We start from the raw sequence: 20,400 nt of genomic DNA on the forward strand, positions 1-20,400 counted from the left end.
TCAGCCCACCAGTTCGTAAGCGGGGGTGGTGAGGAAGTCCGTGTAACCGTCCGAGAGGCAGATGTCAGCAATCAGGTCGCTGGCCGGTTGGTAGTACCGGCTGAAGGCTTCGTCGCCCACTTCGGTTCGGAGCCGCTCGGTTTCCTCGCCCAGGATCCGCTCCACCAGGTCCTTGGTGACGGTGTTGCCGGTGTCGGCGAGGACGGACTTGTTGCGGATCTGCTGCCAGACCTGCGAGCGGGAGATCTCCGCGGTGGCGGCGTCCTCCATGAGGTTGTGGATGGCAACGGCACCGTTTCCGGACAGCCACACGGCTGTGTAGGCCACCGCGACGTACAGGTTCAGGCGCAGCCCAGCCTCGGTGACCTGGCCCTCGGCGGAGGAGACGTCCAGCAGCTGTTCGGCCGTGACGGAAACTTCGGGCCGCTGCCGGTCCACCTGGTTCGGCTTGTCGCCGAGCACGGAATCGAACACCTCACGGCAGGTGGACACCAGGTCCGGGTGCGCAACCCAGGAACCGTCGAACCCGTCGTTGGCTTCGCGGGTCTTGTCCGCCCGGACCTTTTCGAAGGCCGCTGCGGTGACCTCCGGGTGGCGGCGGTTGGGGATGACGGCGGCCATGCCGCCCATGGCGAAGGCGCCGCGGCGGTGGCAGGTCTTGACCAGCAGCTCGGTGTAGGCGCGCATGAAGGGCGCGGTCATGGCCACGGAGGCGCGGTCCGGCAGGACGAACTCCTCGCCGGCGTCACGGAAGTACTTGATGATGCTGAACAGGTAGTCCCAGCGGCCGGCGTTCAGGCCCGAGGCGTGGTCCCGCAGCTCGTAGAGGATTTCGTCCATCTCGAACGCGGCCGGGATGGTCTCGATCAGCACCGTGGCGCGGATGGTGCCCTGGTGCAGTCCGAGGAAGTCCTGGGCGAACACGAACACGTCGTTCCACAGCCGGGCCTCGAGGTGGCTTTCCATCTTCGGCAGGTAGTAGTACGGGCCCTGCCCGTTCAGCACCAGCTGCTTGGCGACGTGGAAGAAGTGCAGGCCGAAGTCCACCAGTGCGCCAACGGCCGGTTCGCCGTTGATCAGCAGGTGCTTTTCCTGCATGTGCCAGCCACGGGGGCGGGCCACCACGACGGCGAGCGGCGCGTCGGTGCGGAGCTTGTATTCCTTGCCCTCGTCCGAGGTGAAGCTGAGCGTGCCCTGGGCGGCGTCGCGGAGGTTCAGGATGGCGTCGATGACGTTGCCCCAGGTGGGTGTGCTGGCGTCCTCAAGGTCCGCCAGCCACACCTTGGCGCCCGAGTTCAGCGCATTGATGGCCATCTTCGCCGGCGAGGCAGGTCCTGTCATCTCCACGCGGCGGTCCTGCAGGGCCGCAGGCGCGGGCGCGACCTTCCAGTCGCCGTCGCGCACGTCCTGCGTCTCCGGCAGGAAGTCCAGCTTGCCGGTGTCGGCCACGCGCTGCCGCTTGGCGGAACGGGCCGCCAGGAGCTCGTTGCGGGTGCCGGCGAACCGGTTGTGCAGTTCCTCCACGAACGCCAGCGCCTTGGGGGTGAGGATCTCCTCCGCGCGGTTGATCGGCAGGGGATCTGTGACAGTGATGGCCATTTCTGGTCCTTTCCTTAGGCTGAAGACTTGTGCTGAAGTCAGGCGGTGAATCAGGCGTTGGCCAGGGCGGCTTCCGGTTCCGTCTGCTCCGACGCTGCGGCGGTTGCCACGTTGGCGGCGTGCGCTGCGGCGGCAACGGCTGAGGCAACATCGGCGGCCACATGGGGATCGAAGACGCTGGGGATAATGTAGCTGGCATTGAGCTCATCGTCAGCTACCCGATTGGCGATGGCTTCCGCGGCGGCCACCAGCATTTCGGGCGTGATGTCCGAGGCTCCGGCGTCCAGCAGGCCCCGGAAGAAGCCGGGGAAGGCCAGCACGTTGTTGATCTGGTTGGGGAAGTCGCTGCGGCCGGTGGCCACCACTGCCGCGTGCTTGGCGGCGATGACGGGGTCGATTTCAGGCGTGGGGTTGGCCATGGCGAACACGATCGCGTCCGCGGCCATGGAAGCCACCTGTTCTTCACCGATGACGTGCGGGGCGCTGACGCCGATGAACACGTCCGCGCCGACGAGGGCCTCGTGCAGGGTGCCGGCGAAGCCTTCCTCATTGGTGTTCGCGGCAATCCAGCTGCGGTGCTCGTCGCTGTAGGTTTCGCCGGAGTGGATGGCACCCGAACGGCCGGCGGCGACGATATGTTCCGCGCCCTGGGCCTTGAGCAGCTGGATGATGGCTGAGCCCGCGGCGCCGACGCCGGAGACGACGATCCTGACCTCGGACAGCTTCTTGCCCACCACGCGCAGCGCGTTGACCAGGGCTGCGAGTGTGACGATGGCGGTGCCGTGCTGGTCGTCGTGGAACACCGGAATGTCCAGTTCCTCGCGGAGGCGGTTCTCGATCTCGAAGCAGCGCGGTGCGGCGATGTCCTCAAGGTTGATGCCGCCGTAGACCGGGGCCATGGCCTTGGCGATCATGATGATTTCTTCGGTGTCCTGGGTGTCCAGGCAGACCGGCCAGGCGTCCACGTTGGCGAACTGCTTGAACAGGGCTGCCTTGCCTTCCATGACGGGGAGGGCGGCGGCCGGGCCGATGTTTCCCAGGCCCAGGACGGCGGAACCGTCGGTGAGCACAGCGATGGTGTTGCGCTTGACCGTCAGGTTGCGGGCAGCGGCGGGGTCCTCGGCAATGGCCAGGCAGACGCGGGCGACGCCGGGGGTGTAGGCACGCGAGAGATCGTCGCGGTTGCGCAGGGCTACCTTGGGGACCACTTCGAGCTTGCCGCCGAGGTGCATCAGGAAGGTGCGGTCCGAGACGTACTGGACCGTGACGCCGTCGAGCGCGTTCAGGGCGTCCTTGACGCGGGCGGCGTGTTCGTCGTCGGTGGTGTTGCAGGTGACGTCCACAACGAGGGTCTCGTGGTGGGACTCGCTGACGTCCAGGGCGGTGATGGCGGCGCCTGCCGCACCCACTGCGGCCGCGAGCTCGCTCGTGGCGCTGAAGCTGGACGGCGCTTCGACGCGCAGGGTGATCGAGTTTCCGGGGCTGGGGTTCGCCATTGAATGTCCTCCTGTTGGGGCCGTGCATCGGCCTGTTCCGGTAAGCCTGTTCTCTACGAATGTTTTCGTATTATGGATATTATTATCTACAAGACGGAAATACAACCCCTCCGAATGCGACTGGAGGACGTGGGTGCCGGCGCGTGCCCGCAACTCTGCGCTTGATGTATGTTGGGTGTTCTAAGCACTCTTTTCACGATGTGGATAAGAGTTGTCGGATTCCGAGCCGTAGGAGACAACGGAATGGCAGAAAAAGCGTCCGGTGGCGTGCAGTCGGTAGAGCGCGTCTTTGAACTGCTGGAGCTGATCACGGATGCCGGCGGTGACGTCACGCTGAGCGAGCTGTCCTCCTCCACCGACCTGCCGCTGCCCACCATCCACCGCCTGCTGCGGACCCTGGTGTCGCTGGGCTACATCCGGCAGCTGCCCAACCGCCGCTACGCCCTGGGCCCGCGGCTGATCCGGCTCGGCGAAGGCGCCAACAAGCAGCTTGGTGCGGTGGCCCGTCCCCAGCTGAAGGCCCTGGTGGACCAGCTCGGTGAGACCTCCAACATGGCCGTGCTGGATTCGGACATGGTCATCTACGTAGCCCAGGTGCCCTCGCTGCACTCGATGCGGATGTTCACCGAGGTGGGCCGGCGCGCCCATACCCATGCCACCGGCGTGGGCAAGGCCATCCTGGCCCAGCTGGACGACGAAACCGTCCGCGGCATCGTGGCCCGTGCGGGAATGCCCACGCCCACCGTGAAGAGCATCGGCGACGTCGAGGAACTCCTGGCCGACCTCAAGCTGATCCGGGAACGTGGCTACTCCATTGACGAAGAGGAACAGGAGCTGGGCGTCCGCTGCTTCGCCATGGCCGTCCCCAACGCCCCCACGCCCACGGCGATCTCCGTTTCCGGGCCGGTGTCCCGGGTGGACGAGCACTTCGCGGATAAAGCCGTGCCGGTGCTCCGCCAGGCGGCCGAGACCATCTCCCGCGAGCTGAACCGCACCTAACCTTTTGATGGGCCCACGCCCGCAGGGTTCCCTGGCCGTGGAGCCGCGCGGGCGAGGGGCCCGGTCCGAGCTTGCGAGGGCGGGGAGCCCATGTGGCCTTGCGAGGTTAGGGGACGGGTGGGGACGGACGACGGCGGCCCGCACCTTTGGCGAAAAGGTGCGGGCCGCCGTCGTTGGCTGAGTCTTTGCTAATGCTCTGATGCCTTTTGGGCTGACTCGACGCGGACTTCCTTGCCGTCGCAGTCGAGGAGTTTGCCGCCTTCGAAGCGGTCGCCGTCCACCAGGCACTTGATGTCCTGTTCCTGCACCACGCGTTCGGTGCCGGCCACAAAGACGGACTGGTTGTCCGAGTTGCCGGCCTTGAGGTGGTTGAACAGCAGGTTCAGCAGGATGGCCATGACCGCTGCCGAGCTGATGCCGGAGTGGAAGATGGTGCTGAACCAGGACGGGAAGTGGTCGTAGAACGACGGTGCGGCAATGGGGATCATGCCGAACCCGATGGAGGCTGCCACCACAATCAGGTTCATGTTGTTCTTGTACTCCACCTTGGACAGCGTGCGGATGCCGCTGGCGGCCACGGTGCCGAAGAGGACCACGCCGGCGCCGCCCAGGACGGGCGTGGGGACCGCTGCGACAACCCGGCCCAGGACCGGAAGCAGGCCGAGGATCACCAGGATCAGGCCACCGGCGCTGACCACGAAGCGGCTTTTCACGCCCGTGATGGCCACCAGGCCCACGTTCTGGGCGAACGCACTCTGCGTGAAGGAGTTGAACAGCGGGGAGATGGCGCTGGAGAGCATGTCCGCGCGGAGGCCGTTGCCGATCCGCTTGGAGTCCACCTTGGTGCCCACGATTTCACCCACCGCAATGATGTCCGCTGACGTTTCGGTCAGGGTGACCAGGATGACGATCAGCATGGAGATGATGGCCGCGATCTCGAAAGTGGGCGGGCCGAAGGCGAACGGGGTGGGGAAGGCGACGATTTCGCCCTGGCCCACCTTGGAGAAGTCCGCCATGCCGAACGCGAAGGCAATGCCGGTGCCCAGCACCATGGCCAGAAGGATCGAAAGCCGGGAGATGGCCGCGCTGCCCACCTTGCTCAGGAGCAGGACGATGCCCATGGTGGCGGCGGCGAGGCCGATGTTGGCCATGCTGCCGTAGTTGTCCGCCTTGTTGTTGCCGCCCATGGCCCAGTTGGCGGCCACGGGCATCAGGGTCAGGCCGATGGTGGTGATCACCGTTCCGGTCACCACGGGCGGGAAGAAGCGGATGATCTTCGAAAACAGCGGGGTGATCAGCAGGCCGATGAGCGAGGCCGCGATGACCGATCCGAAGACCGCCTGGATGCCGCCGCCGCCGTGGACGATCGCCACCATGGTGGAGACACCGGCGAAGGATACGCCCTGGACCAGGGGAAGCTGGGATCCGAAGAACGGGACGCCGATGGTCTGGAGGATGGTGGCGAGGCCGCCGACAAAGAGGCAGGCTGCAATAAGCAGGCCGATGTCCTGCGAGGACATGCCGGCCGCTGCGCCGATGATCAGGGGAGGGGCGATGATGCCGCCGTACATGGTGAGGACGTGCTGGAAGCCGTAGGCGAACGTGCTTCCCAGCGGGAGCCGCTGGTCTTCCGGGCGGCCCGGCCGGGCGCTGTGTCCGGCGGCTGCGGCGGCCGGTTTCTTCTTGGTGTTCATGGCAGACTTTCTTGGTTCATGGCAGACGTCATCGTCTGGCTAACGTTGTCTGGCTAACAGGTGAAGCTGTGGGGTGGTGCGGACGGGCTCAACCACCGGGGATCGGGCCCGTCCACACCAAATAGCGGGCAGGCTTAGCAGAAGCCGGCGATACCGGACCAGGCTGCGGTTGCTGCGGTGGCGTCGTCGCGCTGGACGGTGGCCTCGATCAGGCCGTACGGGCGGTCGGCTGCGAAGAACACTTCATTGGGGTTGTCCAGCCCGAAGGGGGACAGGTCCACCAGGAAGTGGTGCTTGTTGGGCATGGAGAACTTGATCTCGTCGATCTCGCTGTGGGCCTCCAGGACCTTGGTGCCCATGTCGAACAGGGTCTGCTGCAGGGCGTGGGAGTACTTCTCGGTGAATCCTTCGAGCAGGAGTCCCTTGACGTCGTCGTAGCTCTTGTTGAAGTCAAGGGAGCTGAAGTCGGTGCCGGCCTTGAAGCGCCAGCGGGCGGAAACGTCCGTGGCGAGGATACGGTCAGTGGTTTCCGGGAGGGTGGTGTATCGGTCCCGGGGGTAGCCGACGAAGCCTGATTCAGTGGACTTCAGGACGGTCAGGTCCTTGAGCCCCGAAACCAGGTGGCTGGTGGCGCCGTCGCGGACCAGGACCGCGGTGCGGACTTCCTGGCCGTTGCGGACGAACGAATGGTCGTGTTCGCTGCCGTGGGCCTGGATGCGGTTCCAGGAGTAGGACTCGGCTTCCCAGCGGCCGCCGCTGACCCAGTCGAAACTGGAGGTGAAGTGCTCGCCGAGGCGCAGCAGGAATGCTTCCGGGGAGCCGATGCCGTCGCGGGCGAAGGCGTAGATGGTGTTCTTCTGGGTGTCCGTGGCCACCACGTGGGCGTTGTCGCCCTCCAGGTGGGCCGCGGAGAAGTCGCCGCGCAGCTGCGAGGTGACGTTCAGGTCTTCGATCTCGTGGCGGTTGGTGTCCCTGGTGATCTTGACGACGCGGACTTCGGCCTTGCCGTACTGGTTTTCGCCGAGAATGATCTTGCTGCTCATGGTCTTTTCCCAATCTCCGGTAAGTGGAACCAAGGTTCCATCACTGAAATTAAGCGCGCATTTCAAGCGCGTTTCCGGTGGAGCCGACCCAACAAAAAAGAGCCGGCATCCATTGATGCCAGCTCATTACGACCCTGCCTGCTGCTCCCAGGTTACGTGACCTGCGCCACGAGTTGCCTAACAGCGTACCCCCGCAAACCGGTGGTGTACATCACAAGTTGAAAAATCCGATTGTGACCGGCAAGCCCGAAGCGACGGACGCAGGACCATTGACTCAGCGCTGGGAATCCCTCTAGTCTTTTCGCACAGCAAAATTAAGTTTCCGCAATACGAAATCAGAAAACGAGGAGGATCAGATGTACCAGCAGGAGTCACAGGCAGTTGCACCGGCGAACACGGCGGGCAGTGCGGTCCCGGAGTTCTACCTCCCCCTCGGCGGCGGCCCCGATCCGGACTTCTATGTTCCGGAGGACCGCGTCCACGAGCCCAGCCGCTTCTCGCGCTGGATTTCCGCACTCCCGGGCTTCGGCCGGCAGCGTTAAGCCCCGGGGCGGCCGGGCCATTCCTTTCCGGCCCACGGATCGTAGTCCGCAATGAGATCTTCCTGGCCCGGCCGGTCCGCCTCCGGGACGTGCTGCAGGTTGACCCGCACCCGGTACCAGAGCGAGCTTGAACCCCGCATCCCGTCCACCAGGATGTCCGCGGGCTGCAGGGATTTGACGACGACGGCGTGCCCGGACTTCCATTCCTCCAGCGCCTTGAGCGCCTCCGGCTTGGTTTTGGTGCGCGCCACCTCGATCAGCGGCATCAGGGATTGCCGGCGCCCGGTGCCGTTCGCGCCGCGGGGCGCCTTCTCTGCCGGGCCAAGCTCCTTCGCCAGGGCCAGCAGCCCGTCCAGCGACCCGGCGGCGCCGTCAATGCCCGCATGGGGATCTCCGATGTCCGCGAACCGTTCCATGACCGTTGGGACCGTAAACCGTTCGGGCCGGACAGTGCGGACCTCGTCCCAGGTGAGCGGCGTGGACACCCGCGCATCGGGCAAGGCGCGCACCGAGTAGGCCGATGCCACTGTGCGGTCCTTTGCATTCTGGTTGAAGTCAACGAACACGCTCTCGCCGCGCTCCTCCTTCCACCAGCGCGCCGTGGCCAGGCCTGGTGCCCGGTTCTCCACCTCGCGGGCCAGGGTCTCGGCGGCCAGCCGGACATCCTTGTAGGACCACTCCGGTGCGATGCGCACCAGGATATGCAGCCCGCGGGATCCGCTGGTCTTCGGCCAGCCCACCAGCCCCACGTCGTCGAGGACCTCCTGCGCCACATAGGCCACGTCCACGATCTGTGACCAGTCCACGCCGGGCATCGGGTCCAGGTCCACCCGCAGCTCGTCGGGGTGCTCCAGGTCCTCCGCGCGGACCGGGTGCGGGTTCAGGTCCAGGCAGCCGAGGTTCACCACCCACGCGAGGCCGGCCGCGTCCCGGATGACAGCTTCCTCCGCCGACGTCCCGGAGGCGTAGTGCAGCGTGGTGGTGTCGATGAACGGAGGATGGTTTTCCGGGACGCGCTTCTGGAAGAACGGCTCGGCGTCGATGCCCTTCGGGAAACGCTTCAACACCATGGGCCTGCCGCCGGCGCCCCGCAACGCACCCTCCGCAACCGCAAGGTAGTACCGCACCAGGTCCAGCTTGGTCAGCCCCGGCTCGGGGAACACCACTTTGTCCGGGCTCGAGATCCGGACCTCAACACCCTCGATGTCCAGGATCTCGGCCGGCGTCTTTGACGGAGTCATGGCGCCACGCTAGCAGCGGCGCTGATGCCTGTCAGCCGTTGACCAGCCTGCGCGCTGCCGTGGAGTGCTCCGCAATCAGCGCGGGGATGTCCAGCCCGGGGATCCGGCCGTCCACCACGCGCCACTGACCACCCACCATGACCCGGTCGGCCCTGTCGGCCGCGCACAGCAGCAGCGCCGCAATGGGGTCATGGCTGCCGGAGAAGCGGAGGTCGTCCAGCTTGAACAGGGCGAGGTCGGCCTGCATCCCGGGTGCCAGCTGGCCCAGTCCTTTCCGGCCCAGCACCGCCGCCGAGCCCCGCGTAGCCCAGCCGAGCGCCCGCTCCACCGGAACGTCCGCACCATAGCGGAGGCGCTGCAGGTACAGGGCCTGCCGGGCTTCGAGGATCATGTTGGAGGCATCGTTCGACGCCGAACCGTCCACTCCCAGCCCCACGGGGACGCCCGCGGCCTCCAGTTCCAGGACCCGGGCCGTCCCCGAAGCGAGGCGCATATTGGAGGTGGGGCAGTGCGCGACGGCGGTTCCGGCCGCGCCGAGGCGGCTGATCTCCGCGTCGCTGAAGTGGATGCCGTGCCCCAGCCAGGTGCGGTCCGTCAGCCAGCCGACACTGTCCAGGTAATCCACGGTCCGCAGTCCGAACCGTTCCCGGCAGAAGTCCTCCTCGTCCAGCGTTTCGGCCAGGTGCGTATGCAGCCGCACATCCAGCCGTTCGGCAAGGGCCGAGCTTTCGGCCATGATTTCCTTGGTTACCGAGAACGGCGAGCACGGCGCCAGAGCGATCTGGATGGCCGCGTCCTCGCCGCGCTCGTGGTACTCAGAGACCAGGCGCTCGCTGTCCGCCAGCACCACCTCCGGGTCCTGCACCGTGGACTGTGGCGGCAGGCCGCCGTCGTCCGTCCCCAAGGTCATGGAGCCGCGGGTGAGCGTGGCGCGCATGCCCAGCCGGCGCACCGCGGCCACCTCGATGTCGATGGCGTCTTCGAGGCCGGCCGGAAACAGGTAGTGGTGGTCCGCCGCGGTGGTGCAGCCGGACAGCAGCAGCTCGGCCAGGGCAACCGTGGCTGCGAGTTCGAGGTCCTTCGGCGTGAGCCGCGCCCACACCGGATACAGGTTCTGCAGCCAGGGGAACAGCGGGGCGTTGGCTACCGGCCCCCATGCGCGCGTCAGGGTTTGGTAGAAGTGGTGGTGCGTGTTGATCAGCCCGGGGAGCAGGACGTGGCTGCCGGCGTCGAAAGTCTGGGAGCAGGGTGCGGAGGGCTGCTGGCCCGCGGCGAGGACCTCCGTGATGACACCGTTGCTGATGACCAGGCCGCCCGAGGCGTCGAGGGAATTGGCGGTGAAGGCAGCCAGGGGATTCCGGATCCAGAGCCGGGCAGCGGCATCAGGAGTGGCGGAAGCGGGGGTGGGAAGAGTCATGGAAGGCATCCTTGTCTGAGCGGAGTTCTGCACGTTCCAGCTCAGTGAGGCCCTGTCTGCTGATCCAGGTGGCCGGCTGCCAGCTGCCTTGCGGCGGGGCGGTCCGGGTCCGCACCAGCGTAGGGAATGCGGTGACCTGCGTCAATGGCCGCGGAATGTGACCGGTGGCCTGCCGGGAGTGTGAGCACGACGTAACGTGGATTTCACATTGCGAAATTAAATTTCCAGAAACCTATGGCGTGGACCACAAACCGGTGCTAATCTCGATTCTGCCAAAGGCGGGCACCCGAACCCGGGAAGCTATCTACCAGGCGCAACTAAACCTTCACAGCACATGCTGAAGCCTGGTAACCGTTCGCACCTGGTTCCTCTGGTCCTTTGCGCGGCTTCAGGCTTCCCGGCACTAAGGAAGTCGCATCATGAGTACCACCGTCACGGCCGAGCAGTTCCTGGCCCGATCCATCCGGCTGGCAACAGCCAACGTCCTCAACAGTGGCGGGCCCTTCGGCGCCATGATCGTCACCGCGGACGGCAAGGCGTTCGACGGCGTCAACCGCGTCACCGCGGACAACGATCCCACCGCCCACGCCGAAGTCACCGCCATCCGCACCGCCTGCCGCGAGCTCGGCACCTTCGACCTCAGCGGCGCCGTCCTCTACACCAGCTGCGAGCCGTGCCCCATGTGCCTGGCATCGGCACTCTGGGCCCGCGTGGAGCGCGTGGTCTTCGCCGCGGACCGCCACGACGCCGCCTCGGTGGGCTTCGACGACGCCGTCTTTTACGAGTACTTCGACAACCAGGACAGGGACTCCCTGATGCCGGTTTCCAAGCTGGAACTGGCCGATCCCCAGGCACCGGCCCCGCTGGAGCCGTTCAACACCTGGAACACGCTCGAATCCAGGATTGACTACTAGGGCCCGGTGGCTGACATGACAATCCTGGACAACTCCTCTGAAAAGCAGGCTGCACTGTTCCCGAATGGGGACAACAGTGCAGAGCCCACAGGGGCACGCGACACGCAAACGGCAACCGGGCGGGGACGGCAAGGAAGCACCCCGCCGGCCCCGAACAACATCCTTGACCGGTTCTTCCACATCACCCGGCGCGGCTCCACGCTCGCCCGCGAATTCCGCGGCGGCCTGGTCACGTTCTTCACCATGGCGTACATCGTCATCCTGAACCCCCTGATCCTGGGCGGCTTCAGCGCGGACAACGCCCCCACCGACGTGGCGGGCGGATGGCTCTCCGCAGCGCAGGTGGGGGCCGTCACCGGCCTCACCGCCGGCGTCATGACCATCCTCTTCGGCCTCATCGCCAACCTGCCGTTCGGCCTCGCAGCCGGCCTCGGCATCAACTCCTTCCTGGCCGTCTCCGTGATCCAGGAGGTCACATGGCCTGAAGCCATGGGCCTGGTGGTGATCAACGGCATCCTGATCGTGCTGTTCGGCGTCACCGGCGCCCGGACCGCCATCTTCCGGGCAGTACCCAAGGAACTTAAGGCCGCCATCACCGTGGGCATCGGCCTGTTCATTGCCTTCATCGGCTTCGTGGACTCCGGCTTCGTCCGGCCCACCGCGGGCGGTCCCCCCGTCCAGCTGGGCGACGGCGGCTCCATCACCTCCATACCCACGCTGGTGTTTGTCGTTGGCCTCCTGGCCATGGGCATCCTGGTGGCCCGCAAGGTCCAGGGTGGCCTGCTCATCGGCATCGTCGGCACCACCGTGCTGGCCGCCGTCGTCGAAGCCTTCATGAAGATCGGCCCCGCCAGCGCCACCAACCCCGGTGGCTGGCACCTGAACACCCCCGTCCTGTCCGGCCAGCTCGTGTCAGCTCCGGACCTGGGCCTGGTGGGCCAGTTCGACTTCTTCGGCTCGTTCGCCAGGATCGGCGGGCTTGCAGCCACCATGCTGGTCTTCACCCTCGTGTTCACCAACTTCTTCGACGCCATGGGCACCATGACCGGCCTGGCCAAGAGCGCCGGCGTCGCACACAAAGACGGAACGTTCCCGCGGCTCAAGTCCGCCTTCATCGTGGAAGGCTTCGGCGCTGTTGCCGGCGGTGCCACGTCCGGTTCCTCCAACACGGTCTACATCGACTCCGCTGCCGGCATCGGCGAAGGGGCCCGCACCGGCCTGGCCTCCGTGGTCACCGGCGTGCTGTTCCTGGGCTCGATGTTCCTCACCCCGCTCACCAGTGTGGTGCCGCTGGAGGTCGCCGCTGCGGCCCTGGTGGTGGTGGGCGCCATGATGATGGCCCAGATCCGCGAGATCAAGTTCACCAAGTTCACGGTGGCGCTGCCGGCATTCCTCACGATCGTGACCATGCCGCTGAGCTACTCGATCGCCAACGGCATCGGCGTGGGCTTCGTCAGCTGGGCCATCATCGGCGCCGCGTCCGGAAAGGCGAAGAAAATCCATCCGCTCATGTGGGTGGTCAGCGCCGGGTTCCTGGTGTACTTCGCCCGCGGTCCCATCAACGCCCTGCTGGGCGGCTGACCCGCCGCGCGCCCGTTCGGCCGCGGCAACCTTCCCCAACCACCTGCGAGGAACGACAATATGGACACCACCGCCGCGCGGAAGAAGGAGCACCACAATGCTTGACCTGATTCCCCTGCTCGGCAGCTGGACGCCCCACCTGGGCGGACGGTTTGCCGTGGCCACCATTGTGGGCGCCGGCGGTTCGGTGCCCAGGCCGGTGGGCACCTCCATGCTGGTTGCTGAATCCGGGGCTGTGCTGGGCAGCCTCTCCGGCGGATGCGTGGAGGGCGCCGTCGTGGCGCTGGCGCAGGAAGCCATGGACGACGACGGCAGCCGCCGGAAGACCTTCGGCTTCAGTTCCACGGACGCCTTCGCCGCCGGGCTCACCTGCGGCGGAGAGCTGGACATCCACGTGGAACCGGTGCCCGCTGCCGTGCCCGGCGGTACTGCGCACCCGCTGCGCGCAGCCCTCATCCAGCTGGCGGGCATGCTGGCCGGCGAACCCGTTGCTTTGGTGCGGCGCCTGTCTCCGGACGGTGCCGCCGGGGGAGGGGCCGCCGTCGTCCTGCCGGATCCGGCCAGGGCCAGCGGGGCGGCACCGGAACTAGCGGCGCTGTTGAATGCTGCCGGACCCAATCGGGCAGAGACGGAAATCCCTGCCCTCGTACAGTCGCTGCTGCGGGCCGGCGGAGCCGGGCTGGTTCCGCTGCCCGGTCCGGAAGGATGCCTTCCGGACCGGGCAGTGGGCAGCCACGGGGGACCGGCTGTGCTGGTGGAATCCCGGCTGGCTCCGCCGCGGATGCTGGTGTTTGGCGCCAATGACTTTGGCGCCGCCCTGGTCCCCGCCGCCAAGCTCCTGGGCTACCACGTGACCCTCGTGGACGCCCGCCCGGCCTTCGCCAACCAGCCGCGGTTCGCCGCAGCGGATGCCGTAGTCACGGACTGGCCGCACCGGTACCTGGCGGCCGAGGCAGCGGCGGGCAGGCTGGACAGCCGCACCGTGGCGGCCGTCCTCACGCACGATCCCAAGTTCGATCTTCCGCTCCTCGAAACGGCCCTCCGCCTCGACCTCGCCTACGTGGGGGCCATGGGATCGCGGCGCAGCCACCTGCAGCGCGTCGACGACCTTCTCAGTGCGGGCATCCCGCCCGGCCGGATCGCCCAGCTCCATTCACCCATCGGCCTGGACCTCGGCGCCGTCACCCCGGCGGAGGTGGCCGTGTCCATCACGGCCGAGCTCATCGCCGCCCGGACCCGCGCCGCCACCGGCATTCCGCTCCGGGACCGTTCCGGGCCCATCCACGGGCACCACGCAGACCAGGCGCCGACGGCCGGTCCGTCGGCGTCCACCATCCTTTACCAGCAGGAGAACGCATGGACATGAACACCATCGAGGCCGTGGTCCCCACCACGGACCCCGCACAGTGGCGCGACGGCGACGCATGGCTTGCCGGCGGCACGGTCCTGTTCTCCTACGGCAGCTACGCCTTCGGACCCCAGCCGGTCAGGCGCCTCCTCGACCTCGGCGCAGCAGGCTGGACACCTGTCACCGTCACCCGCGACGGGATAGACCTCGCCGCCACCTGCACCATCGCCGAGCTGTACCGCCTCCCGGAATTCCCGGACGCCGCAGGCCTGCCCTGGCCGGCGCTGGACCTGGTCCGGCCGTGCTGCGATTCTTTCGTTGCTTCCTTCAAGGTGTGGAACATGTCCACCGTGGGCGGCAACCTGTGCACCTCGCTGCCTGCAGGCCCTGTCATCTCGCTGTGCGCGGGACTGGACGGCGTGGCCACCGTCGTGGGCCCCGGCGGTACCAGCCGCAGCGTCCCCGTCGCGGACTTCGTGACCGGGGACGCGAAGAACTGCCTGGCACCGGGCGAGCTGCTCCGCAGCGTCCACCTCCCGGCGTCGGCCCTTTCTTCGAGGGTGGCGTTCCGCCGCCTGTCGCTGAGCAACCTGGGCCGGTCCGGGGTACTGCTGATCGGAAGGCTCGACGGCGGCACCGCCCTGGTCCTGACCGTCACCGCAGCCACCAAGCGGCCCGTACAGCTGCGCTTCGACACGATCCCGGACGCCGACCATCTGGCGGCCGCACTCGAGGACGCCATCCCTGCCGGCCTGTACCACGATGACATCCACGGGCTCCCGGCCTGGCGGAGGGACATGACCTACCGGCTGGCCGAGGAAATCCGTACCGAACTGGCGGCACCCGAGGGGACAGGAGCGGCGGGCCTCACCGTCTCCGGCGACTTCTGGCCGCCCCGGAGCACCCCGGCCTCCGGTTCCACAGCACTTCCGAAAGGGGCCTGAGCATGGCCATCAACATCAACGGCGCACCGGCCGAAACCGATCCCCGCCCGGGCCAGTGCCTCCGGACCTTCCTCAGGGAACAGGGAAACCCCGGTGTCAAGAAGGGCTGCGACGGCGGCGACTGCGGCGCCTGCACGGTCCACGTGGACGGCACACCGGTCCACAGCTGCATCTATCCCGCCGTCCGTGCCGACGGGCGGGCAGTCACCACCATCGAGGGACTGGCCGCCGCATCCGGCGACGGTCCCGGCCTGCACCCCGTGCAGCAGCAGTTCATGGAACGGCAGGGCTTCCAGTGCGGCTTCTGCACCGCGGGCATGGTGATGACAGCCGCCACGTTCGACGACGAACAAAAGGACAACCTGCCCCGCAACCTCAAAGGCAACCTCTGCCGCTGCACGGGCTACCGAGCCATCGCCGACGCCGTCTGCGGCCATGCCGGGCACCCGGATCCGCAGGGGCAGGGCTCGGGTATCGCCGGGGCGAGCCAGCCGGACCCGGAACCCGGCCAGCTCGGTGACGACGTCCCCGCACCCGCCAGCCGCGCGGTGGTCACCGGCGCGGCCCGCTACACCCTGGACATTCCGCAGGACCAGCAGCAGGCACTGCTGCACCTGAAGCTCCTCCGCTCACCGCACGCCCACGCGCGGGTGGTGTCCATCGACAAGGACGCTGCCCTCCGGATCCCCGGCGTGGTGGCTGTCTTCACCTCAGACGACGCCCCGGAGCAGCTGTTTTCCACCGCGCAGCACGAACTGTTCACCGACGACCCGGACGATACCCGCGTGCTGGATGACGTGGTCCGGTTCATCGGGCAGCGCGTGGCAGCCGTCGTGGCCGAATCCGTCGCTGCCGCCGAAGCGGGCGTACGGGCGCTCGCGGTGGAGTACGAGGAACTGCCCGCGGTCTTCACGCCGCAGGATGCCCTGCGCCCGGGCGCTCCGCTGGTGCACGGCGAGAAGGACGGCGCCACCGCACGGATCTCCAGGCCGGACCGCAACGTGGTGGCGGAGCTGCATTCCGAACTGGGAAGCGTGGCCGGCGGCTTCGCGGAAGCGGACTTCATCCACGAACAGACATACCAAACACAGCGGGTCCAGCACGTGGCGCTCGAAACGCACGCGGCCATCGCCTCCGTTGATGCCGAAGGCCGGCTCCAGGTCCGCACCTCCAGCCAGGTACCGTTCCTGGTCCGGCGCACCCTGTGCCGGGTGTACGGGCTGGACGAGGACAAAGTGCATGTGGTGGCAGGCAGGGTTGGGGGTGGCTTCGGTGGCAAGCAGGAAGTCCTCACCGAGGACCTCGTGGCGCTCGCGGCCCTGAAGCTGAAGCGGCCCGTCCAGCTGGAACTCACCCGCACCGAACAGTTCACCGCCACCACCACGCGGCATCCGTTCACCATCAAGCTCAAGGCCGGGGCCAGCAAGGACGGCCACCTCACCGCCCTGGAGCTGGACGTGCTCACCAACACCGGCGCCTACGGAAACCATGGCCCCGGCGTCATGTTCCACGGCTGCGGCGAATCCCTGGCCGTGTACAAGTGCGACAACAAAAAAGTGGACGCCCGCGCCATGTACACCCACACGGTCCCGGCCGGGGCGTTCCGCGGATACGGGCTGAGCCAGATGATTTTCGCGGTGGAGTCCGCCATGGACGAACTCGCCGCCGGCATCGGCATGGACCCGTACGAGTTCCGCCGCCGGAACATGGTGCGGGAAGGTGACCACATGCTGTCCACCCACCCGGAACCTGAGGAAGACGTGCACTACGGCAGCTACGGGCTGGACCAGTGCCTTGACCTGGTGCGCGGCGCCCTGGACCGCGGCCTGGAGCGGTACCGGGCCGCCGGGCTGGATCAGCTGGGACCTGACTGGATGACCGGCGAGGGCGCCGCGCTGTCCATGATCGACACTGTCCCGCCGCGCGGACACTTCGCCCACTCGCGGATGCGGCTCCTGCCCGACGGAACGTACCAGGCCGACGTCGGCACGGCCGAGTTCGGCAACGGCACCACCACCGTCCACGCCCAGCTTGCCGCCACCGCGCTGTCCACGGAGGCCGTCCGGGTGGCGGTGCGGCAGTCCGACACGGACCTGGTGGAGCACGATACCGGCGCGTTCGGCTCGGCCGGCACGGTGGTGGCCGGAAAGGCCACGCTTGCTGCGGCCGAGGAACTGGCCGTCCGCATCCGGGCCTTTGCCGCGGGCATCCGGCAGACCCAGGCCTCCGCCTGCGTCCTTGACGGAGACGCAGTGGTGGTGGACGGGACCCCCGTGGCACTGTCGGAACTGGCGCAGGCAGCTGAGGAGGCCGGCGTCGAACTCGCTGCCGAAGGCCGCTGGGGCGGAACCCCGAGGTCCGTGGCGTTCAATGTTCACGGCTTCCGCGTGGCGGTGAACCGAAACACCGGAGAACTGAGGATCCTGCAAAGCGTGCAGGCGGCCGACGCCGGCGTGGTGGTGAATCCCCGGCAGTGCCGCGGCCAGATCGAGGGCGGCATTGCCCAGGCCATTGGTGCGGCGTTGTACGAGGAAGTGGTGGTGGACGACGCTGGCAAGGTCACCACGGACATCCTGCGGCAGTACCACATCCCCACCTTCGCGGACGTGCCGCGGAGCGAGGTGTACTTTGCCGATACCAACGACAAGCTCGGCCCGCTCGGTGCCAAGTCCATGAGCGAAAGCCCGTTCAACCCGGTGGCACCGGCGCTGGCCAATGCCATCCGGAACGCCACCGGAGTGCGGTTCGCGTCGCTGCCCATTGCCAGGGACCGGATCTACCTGGGGCTGAAGGAAGCCGGGCTGGTATCCGCGGACCACGTCCATTCCCAGCCGGTGCGGTGAACCGGCGGGCCGTAAAATTCCGGTGGCTGCCGGGCTGCCCCCTATAGTCGGGGGATGGAACAACGGATTTTAGGCAGGACCGGACGGAACGTCTCCATCGTGGGGCTGGGCACCTGGCAGCTTGGCGCGGACTGGGGCCACGTGGATCCGGCCCAGGCCCAGGCCATCCTGGCGGCGTCCGCCGAAGCCGGTGTGACCTTCTTCGACACCGCTGACGTGTACGGCGATGGCAAGAGCGAACAGGCCATCGGCAAGTTCCTGGCCGACAACCCCGGGCTGGACATCACCGTGGGCACCAAGATGGGCCGCCGGATGGACCAGCGCCCGGAAAACTACACGCTGGCCAACTTCCGCCAGTGGGTTGACCGCTCGCGGAAGAACCTGGGAACGGACACCCTGGACCTCGTCCAGCTGCACTGCCCGCCTACGCCGGTGTTCAGCAGCAACGAGGTCTACGACGCCCTGGACACCCTGGTGTCCGAAGGCGCCATCCGCAACTACGGCGTCAGCGTGGAGCGGACTGACGAAGCCCTGGAAGCCATCCGGCGCCCGGGAACGGCCTCGGTCCAGATCATCCTGAACGCCTTCCGGCTCAAGCCGCTCGACGAGGTCCTGCCCGCCGCGAAGGCAGCCGGCGTGGGCATCATCGCCCGCGTCCCCCTGGCGTCCGGGCTGCTGTCCGGCAAATACACCAAGGACACCACGTTCGCGGAGAACGACCACCGGAACTACAACCGCGACGGCGGCTCGTTCGATGTGGGCGAGACCTTCTCCGGCGTGGACTACCAGCTCGGCCTGAAGGCTGTGGCCGAGTTCGAACAGCTGGTCCCCGCCGGCGCCACCACCGCCCAGGCCGCCATCGCCTGGATCGCTGCGCAGGACGGCGTCACCACGGTGATCCCGGGTGCCCGCAACGTGGACCAGGCCGTGGCGAACGCTGCCGCCGCATCCGTGGCTGTCACCGACGAATTCGGCGAGGGAGTCCGCTGGATCTACGACCACTACTTCCGCGAGGCCATCCACCCGCGCTGGTAGCAGGGATTCCAGGTCCGGACAGTTCCATGCGGCCCGCTGACAGCGTCGACGCGTTCCTTGGCGCGCTCGCTGCCGTGGAGCCTGGAGCTGACTCGACCAACTTCTTCGACCACACCGTCCCGGATAATGCGCTGCGCCGGAACAACCTGAAGCTTTATCTGCAGGAGATGCTGGAACGCCGGCCATCGATCCTGCTGGTGGGCGAGGCGCCGGGCTTCCGGGGCATGCGGATTACCGGCGTGCCCTTCACCAACCGCACCATCTTAGAGGGGCCGGCCAACAGCTTTGGGCTGTTCGGCCCCGGCAAGGGATACGTCCTGCCGCCCGAGGCTGCAGGGGTTGCGGCGGAACCCACGGCAACGGTGATGTGGGAGGTCCTGGCCGAACTCGGCGTCCTGCCGCTGCTGTGGAGCGCTTTCCCGTGGCATCCGCACAAGCCGGGGCAGCCGCTGACCAACCGCACGCCGAGGCCGTCCGAAGCGGCCCTGGGCACCCCGTTCTGGCAGGCCCTGGCGGAGCTCTTCGCGGTCCGCACCATCGTGGCTGTGGGCAACGTGGCCCACCGCAGCCTGCTCCGGAGCGGACTGGATGCGCCCAAGATCCGGCACCCGGCCCACGGCGGCCGGGCCAGTTTTAAGAGCGGGTTGGAGCAGCTGCTACTGAAGTAAGCCCAGCTGGTCCGGCGTGTCGATGTCCTCGCCGGTGGACTGGTCGCTGCAATCCACCTCATCCACCAGCTCGGGGTGGGCGCGCAGGAAACCGCGGGCCCCGGCGTCGCCGGTCACCGTTGCGGCGACAGCCGCCCGCAGGGATGAGTCGATGAGCAGTGGATGGCCGCGCTGGAGGTGGCTGCCGGGACCGCCGTCAGGGAGATCCCGACGGCGGTAAGCGGCGGCGGTGATCCGGCCCGGGCGGTGGACGGCGAGCAGCCGCGCCACCGTTTCCGGCGTGAGCCCGGGCTGGTCCACGAGGGCCACCAGCAGGTGGTCCGCAGGGTCTGCTTTCTTTTCGCCGAGCAGGAACGAACTTCCCATGCCGGACAGCCAGTCCGGATTGACGGCGGTCCGGAACCGGCCCAGATCGGCCGCCGCGGCAACCTCCGCGGCACCCGCGCCGAGGACCACCACCACGTCCCGGCAGCCGCCGTCGAACAGTGTTCCGGCGATGGCCTCAACCAGCGGCCGCCCGCGGTAGGGCAGCAGCGCCTTCGGCCCAAGGCCCAGGCGTGTCCCGGCCCCCGCGGCCAGCACGATGCCCGTGGTGCGCCGCGTCTGCCCGCTCCCTGTTGTCATACCTGCACCCTAGCCATAAAGGCGGCCGGAGCAGTTCCCTCGGAAACTGTCCCAGCCGCCTTGATGTCCATCAGGCACTGCATTGTCAGGCGTCGCCGCCCACACCGCCGGTGGTGCCGGCGGTGACGTCCAGGAGCTTGTACCGGTCCATGGCGTAGGCAGGCGCACCCGCCTCAACGTCACCCCTGGCTGCGAGCATTTGCAGCGCCTTCACCACGATGGAGTGGGTGTCGTTTTTGAAGTAGCGGCGGGCTGCTGCGCGGGTGTCGGAGAAGCCGAAGCCGTCGGCGCCGAGGGTGGCGTATTCGTTGGGGACGAATTGGCGGATCTGGTCGGGGACGGCTTTCATGTAGTCGGAGACGGCGACGACGGGGCCGGTGGCGCCTTCGAGTTGTTGGGTGACGAACGGGAC

17 protein-coding genes are annotated in these 20,400 nt (G+C 67.5%); 9 read left to right on the forward strand and 8 right to left on the reverse strand.

Going from position 1 to position 20,400, the window contains the following annotated elements:
• Together aceB and AC1DBN_RS12750 are read right to left on the reverse strand one after the other, a co-directional pair.
• The gene (gene aceB, locus AC1DBN_RS12745; RefSeq protein ID WP_477723355.1) at nt 1-1,599 is read right to left on the reverse strand and encodes a malate synthase A; all 1,599 of its coding nucleotides are present in this window, start codon (nt 1,597-1,599) and stop codon (nt 1-3) included.
• A gap of 50 nt (nt 1,600-1,649) precedes the next feature.
• Nucleotides 1,650-3,095: an NAD-dependent malic enzyme gene (locus AC1DBN_RS12750; RefSeq protein ID WP_314215104.1), complete on the reverse strand. Its 1,446-nt coding sequence runs from the start codon at nt 3,093-3,095 to the stop codon at nt 1,650-1,652.
• A gap of 243 nt (nt 3,096-3,338) precedes the next feature.
• On the opposite strand from AC1DBN_RS12750, the gene AC1DBN_RS12755 reads away from it, so the two are divergent.
• On the forward strand, nt 3,339-4,094 hold the full coding sequence (locus tag AC1DBN_RS12755) for an IclR family transcriptional regulator (RefSeq protein WP_015938365.1): 756 nt from the start codon (nt 3,339-3,341) through the stop codon (nt 4,092-4,094).
• Between the two features lie 188 nt (nt 4,095-4,282).
• On the opposite strand, the gene AC1DBN_RS12760 is transcribed toward AC1DBN_RS12755, so the two are convergent.
• Both AC1DBN_RS12760 and pucL read right to left on the reverse strand, forming a co-directional pair.
• Nucleotides 4,283-5,788 (reverse strand): nucleobase:cation symporter-2 family protein, encoded by a 1,506-nt coding sequence (locus AC1DBN_RS12760; protein ID WP_477723356.1) that lies wholly within the window; start codon nt 5,786-5,788, stop codon nt 4,283-4,285.
• A gap of 134 nt (nt 5,789-5,922) precedes the next feature.
• Complete coding sequence (pucL, locus tag AC1DBN_RS12765) at nt 5,923-6,831, reverse strand: factor-independent urate hydroxylase (protein ID WP_477723357.1); 909 nt, start codon at nt 6,829-6,831, stop codon at nt 5,923-5,925.
• A 356-nt stretch (nt 6,832-7,187) separates the two neighbouring features.
• On the opposite strand from pucL, the gene AC1DBN_RS12770 reads away from it, so the two are divergent.
• Complete coding sequence (locus AC1DBN_RS12770; RefSeq protein ID WP_477723358.1) at nt 7,188-7,373, forward strand: hypothetical protein; 186 nt, start codon at nt 7,188-7,190, stop codon at nt 7,371-7,373.
• Here AC1DBN_RS12770 and ligD read toward each other — a convergent pair.
• Complete coding sequence (gene ligD / locus AC1DBN_RS12775; RefSeq protein ID WP_477723359.1) at nt 7,370-8,614, reverse strand: non-homologous end-joining DNA ligase; 1,245 nt, start codon at nt 8,612-8,614, stop codon at nt 7,370-7,372. The genes AC1DBN_RS12770 and ligD overlap by 4 nt on opposite strands.
• A 31-nt stretch (nt 8,615-8,645) precedes the next feature.
• Nucleotides 8,646-10,031, reverse strand: a complete 1,386-nt coding sequence (locus AC1DBN_RS12780; protein WP_477723360.1) for an 8-oxoguanine deaminase — start codon at nt 10,029-10,031, stop codon at nt 8,646-8,648.
• Nucleotides 10,032-10,450: 419 nt separating this feature from the next.
• Here AC1DBN_RS12780 and AC1DBN_RS12785 point away from each other — a divergent pair, with 419 nt between their 5' ends.
• The 7 genes from AC1DBN_RS12785 (at nt 10,451) to AC1DBN_RS12815 (ending at nt 19,364) form a co-directional block, all read left to right on the forward strand.
• Nucleotides 10,451-10,945 carry a nucleoside deaminase gene (locus AC1DBN_RS12785; protein WP_477723361.1) on the forward strand — a complete coding sequence of 165 codons (495 nt, stop codon included), beginning with the start codon at nt 10,451-10,453 and terminating at the stop codon, nt 10,943-10,945.
• A 6-nt stretch (nt 10,946-10,951) separates the two neighbouring features.
• The gene (locus tag AC1DBN_RS12790; protein ID WP_477723362.1) at nt 10,952-12,526 is read left to right on the forward strand and encodes an NCS2 family permease; all 1,575 of its coding nucleotides are present in this window, start codon (nt 10,952-10,954) and stop codon (nt 12,524-12,526) included.
• A 97-nt stretch (nt 12,527-12,623) separates the two neighbouring features.
• Entirely contained in the window at nt 12,624-13,892 is a 1,269-nt protein-coding gene (locus tag AC1DBN_RS12795) for an XdhC family protein (RefSeq protein WP_477723363.1), read from the forward strand.
• Nucleotides 13,883-14,818, forward strand: coding sequence for an FAD binding domain-containing protein (locus AC1DBN_RS12800; protein ID WP_477723364.1), 936 nt, complete (start codon nt 13,883-13,885; stop codon nt 14,816-14,818). The genes AC1DBN_RS12795 and AC1DBN_RS12800 overlap by 10 nt, the downstream gene beginning before the upstream one ends.
• Before the next feature lie 2 nt (nt 14,819-14,820).
• Nucleotides 14,821-17,661, forward strand: coding sequence for a molybdopterin-dependent oxidoreductase (locus tag AC1DBN_RS12805; RefSeq protein WP_477723365.1), 2,841 nt, complete (start codon nt 14,821-14,823; stop codon nt 17,659-17,661).
• A 54-nt stretch (nt 17,662-17,715) separates the two neighbouring features.
• Nucleotides 17,716-18,696: an aldo/keto reductase gene (locus AC1DBN_RS12810; protein ID WP_477723366.1), complete on the forward strand. Its 981-nt coding sequence runs from the start codon at nt 17,716-17,718 to the stop codon at nt 18,694-18,696.
• A gap of 26 nt (nt 18,697-18,722) precedes the next feature.
• Entirely contained in the window at nt 18,723-19,364 is a 642-nt protein-coding gene (locus AC1DBN_RS12815; RefSeq protein WP_477723367.1) for a uracil-DNA glycosylase, read from the forward strand.
• On the opposite strand, the gene nboR is transcribed toward AC1DBN_RS12815, so the two are convergent.
• Together nboR and AC1DBN_RS12825 are read right to left on the reverse strand one after the other, a co-directional pair.
• Nucleotides 19,353-19,988: a nicotine blue oxidoreductase gene (nboR, locus tag AC1DBN_RS12820; RefSeq protein WP_314215768.1), complete on the reverse strand. Its 636-nt coding sequence runs from the start codon at nt 19,986-19,988 to the stop codon at nt 19,353-19,355. The two genes, AC1DBN_RS12815 and nboR, sit on opposite strands and share 12 nt — an antisense overlap.
• 85 nt (nt 19,989-20,073) lie before the next feature.
• A partial coding sequence (locus tag AC1DBN_RS12825) for a transketolase-like TK C-terminal-containing protein (protein WP_477723368.1) occupies nt 20,074-20,400 on the reverse strand: 327 nt, incomplete at its 5' end.

This window comes from Pseudarthrobacter sp. 10T415 (assembly GCF_056394175.1).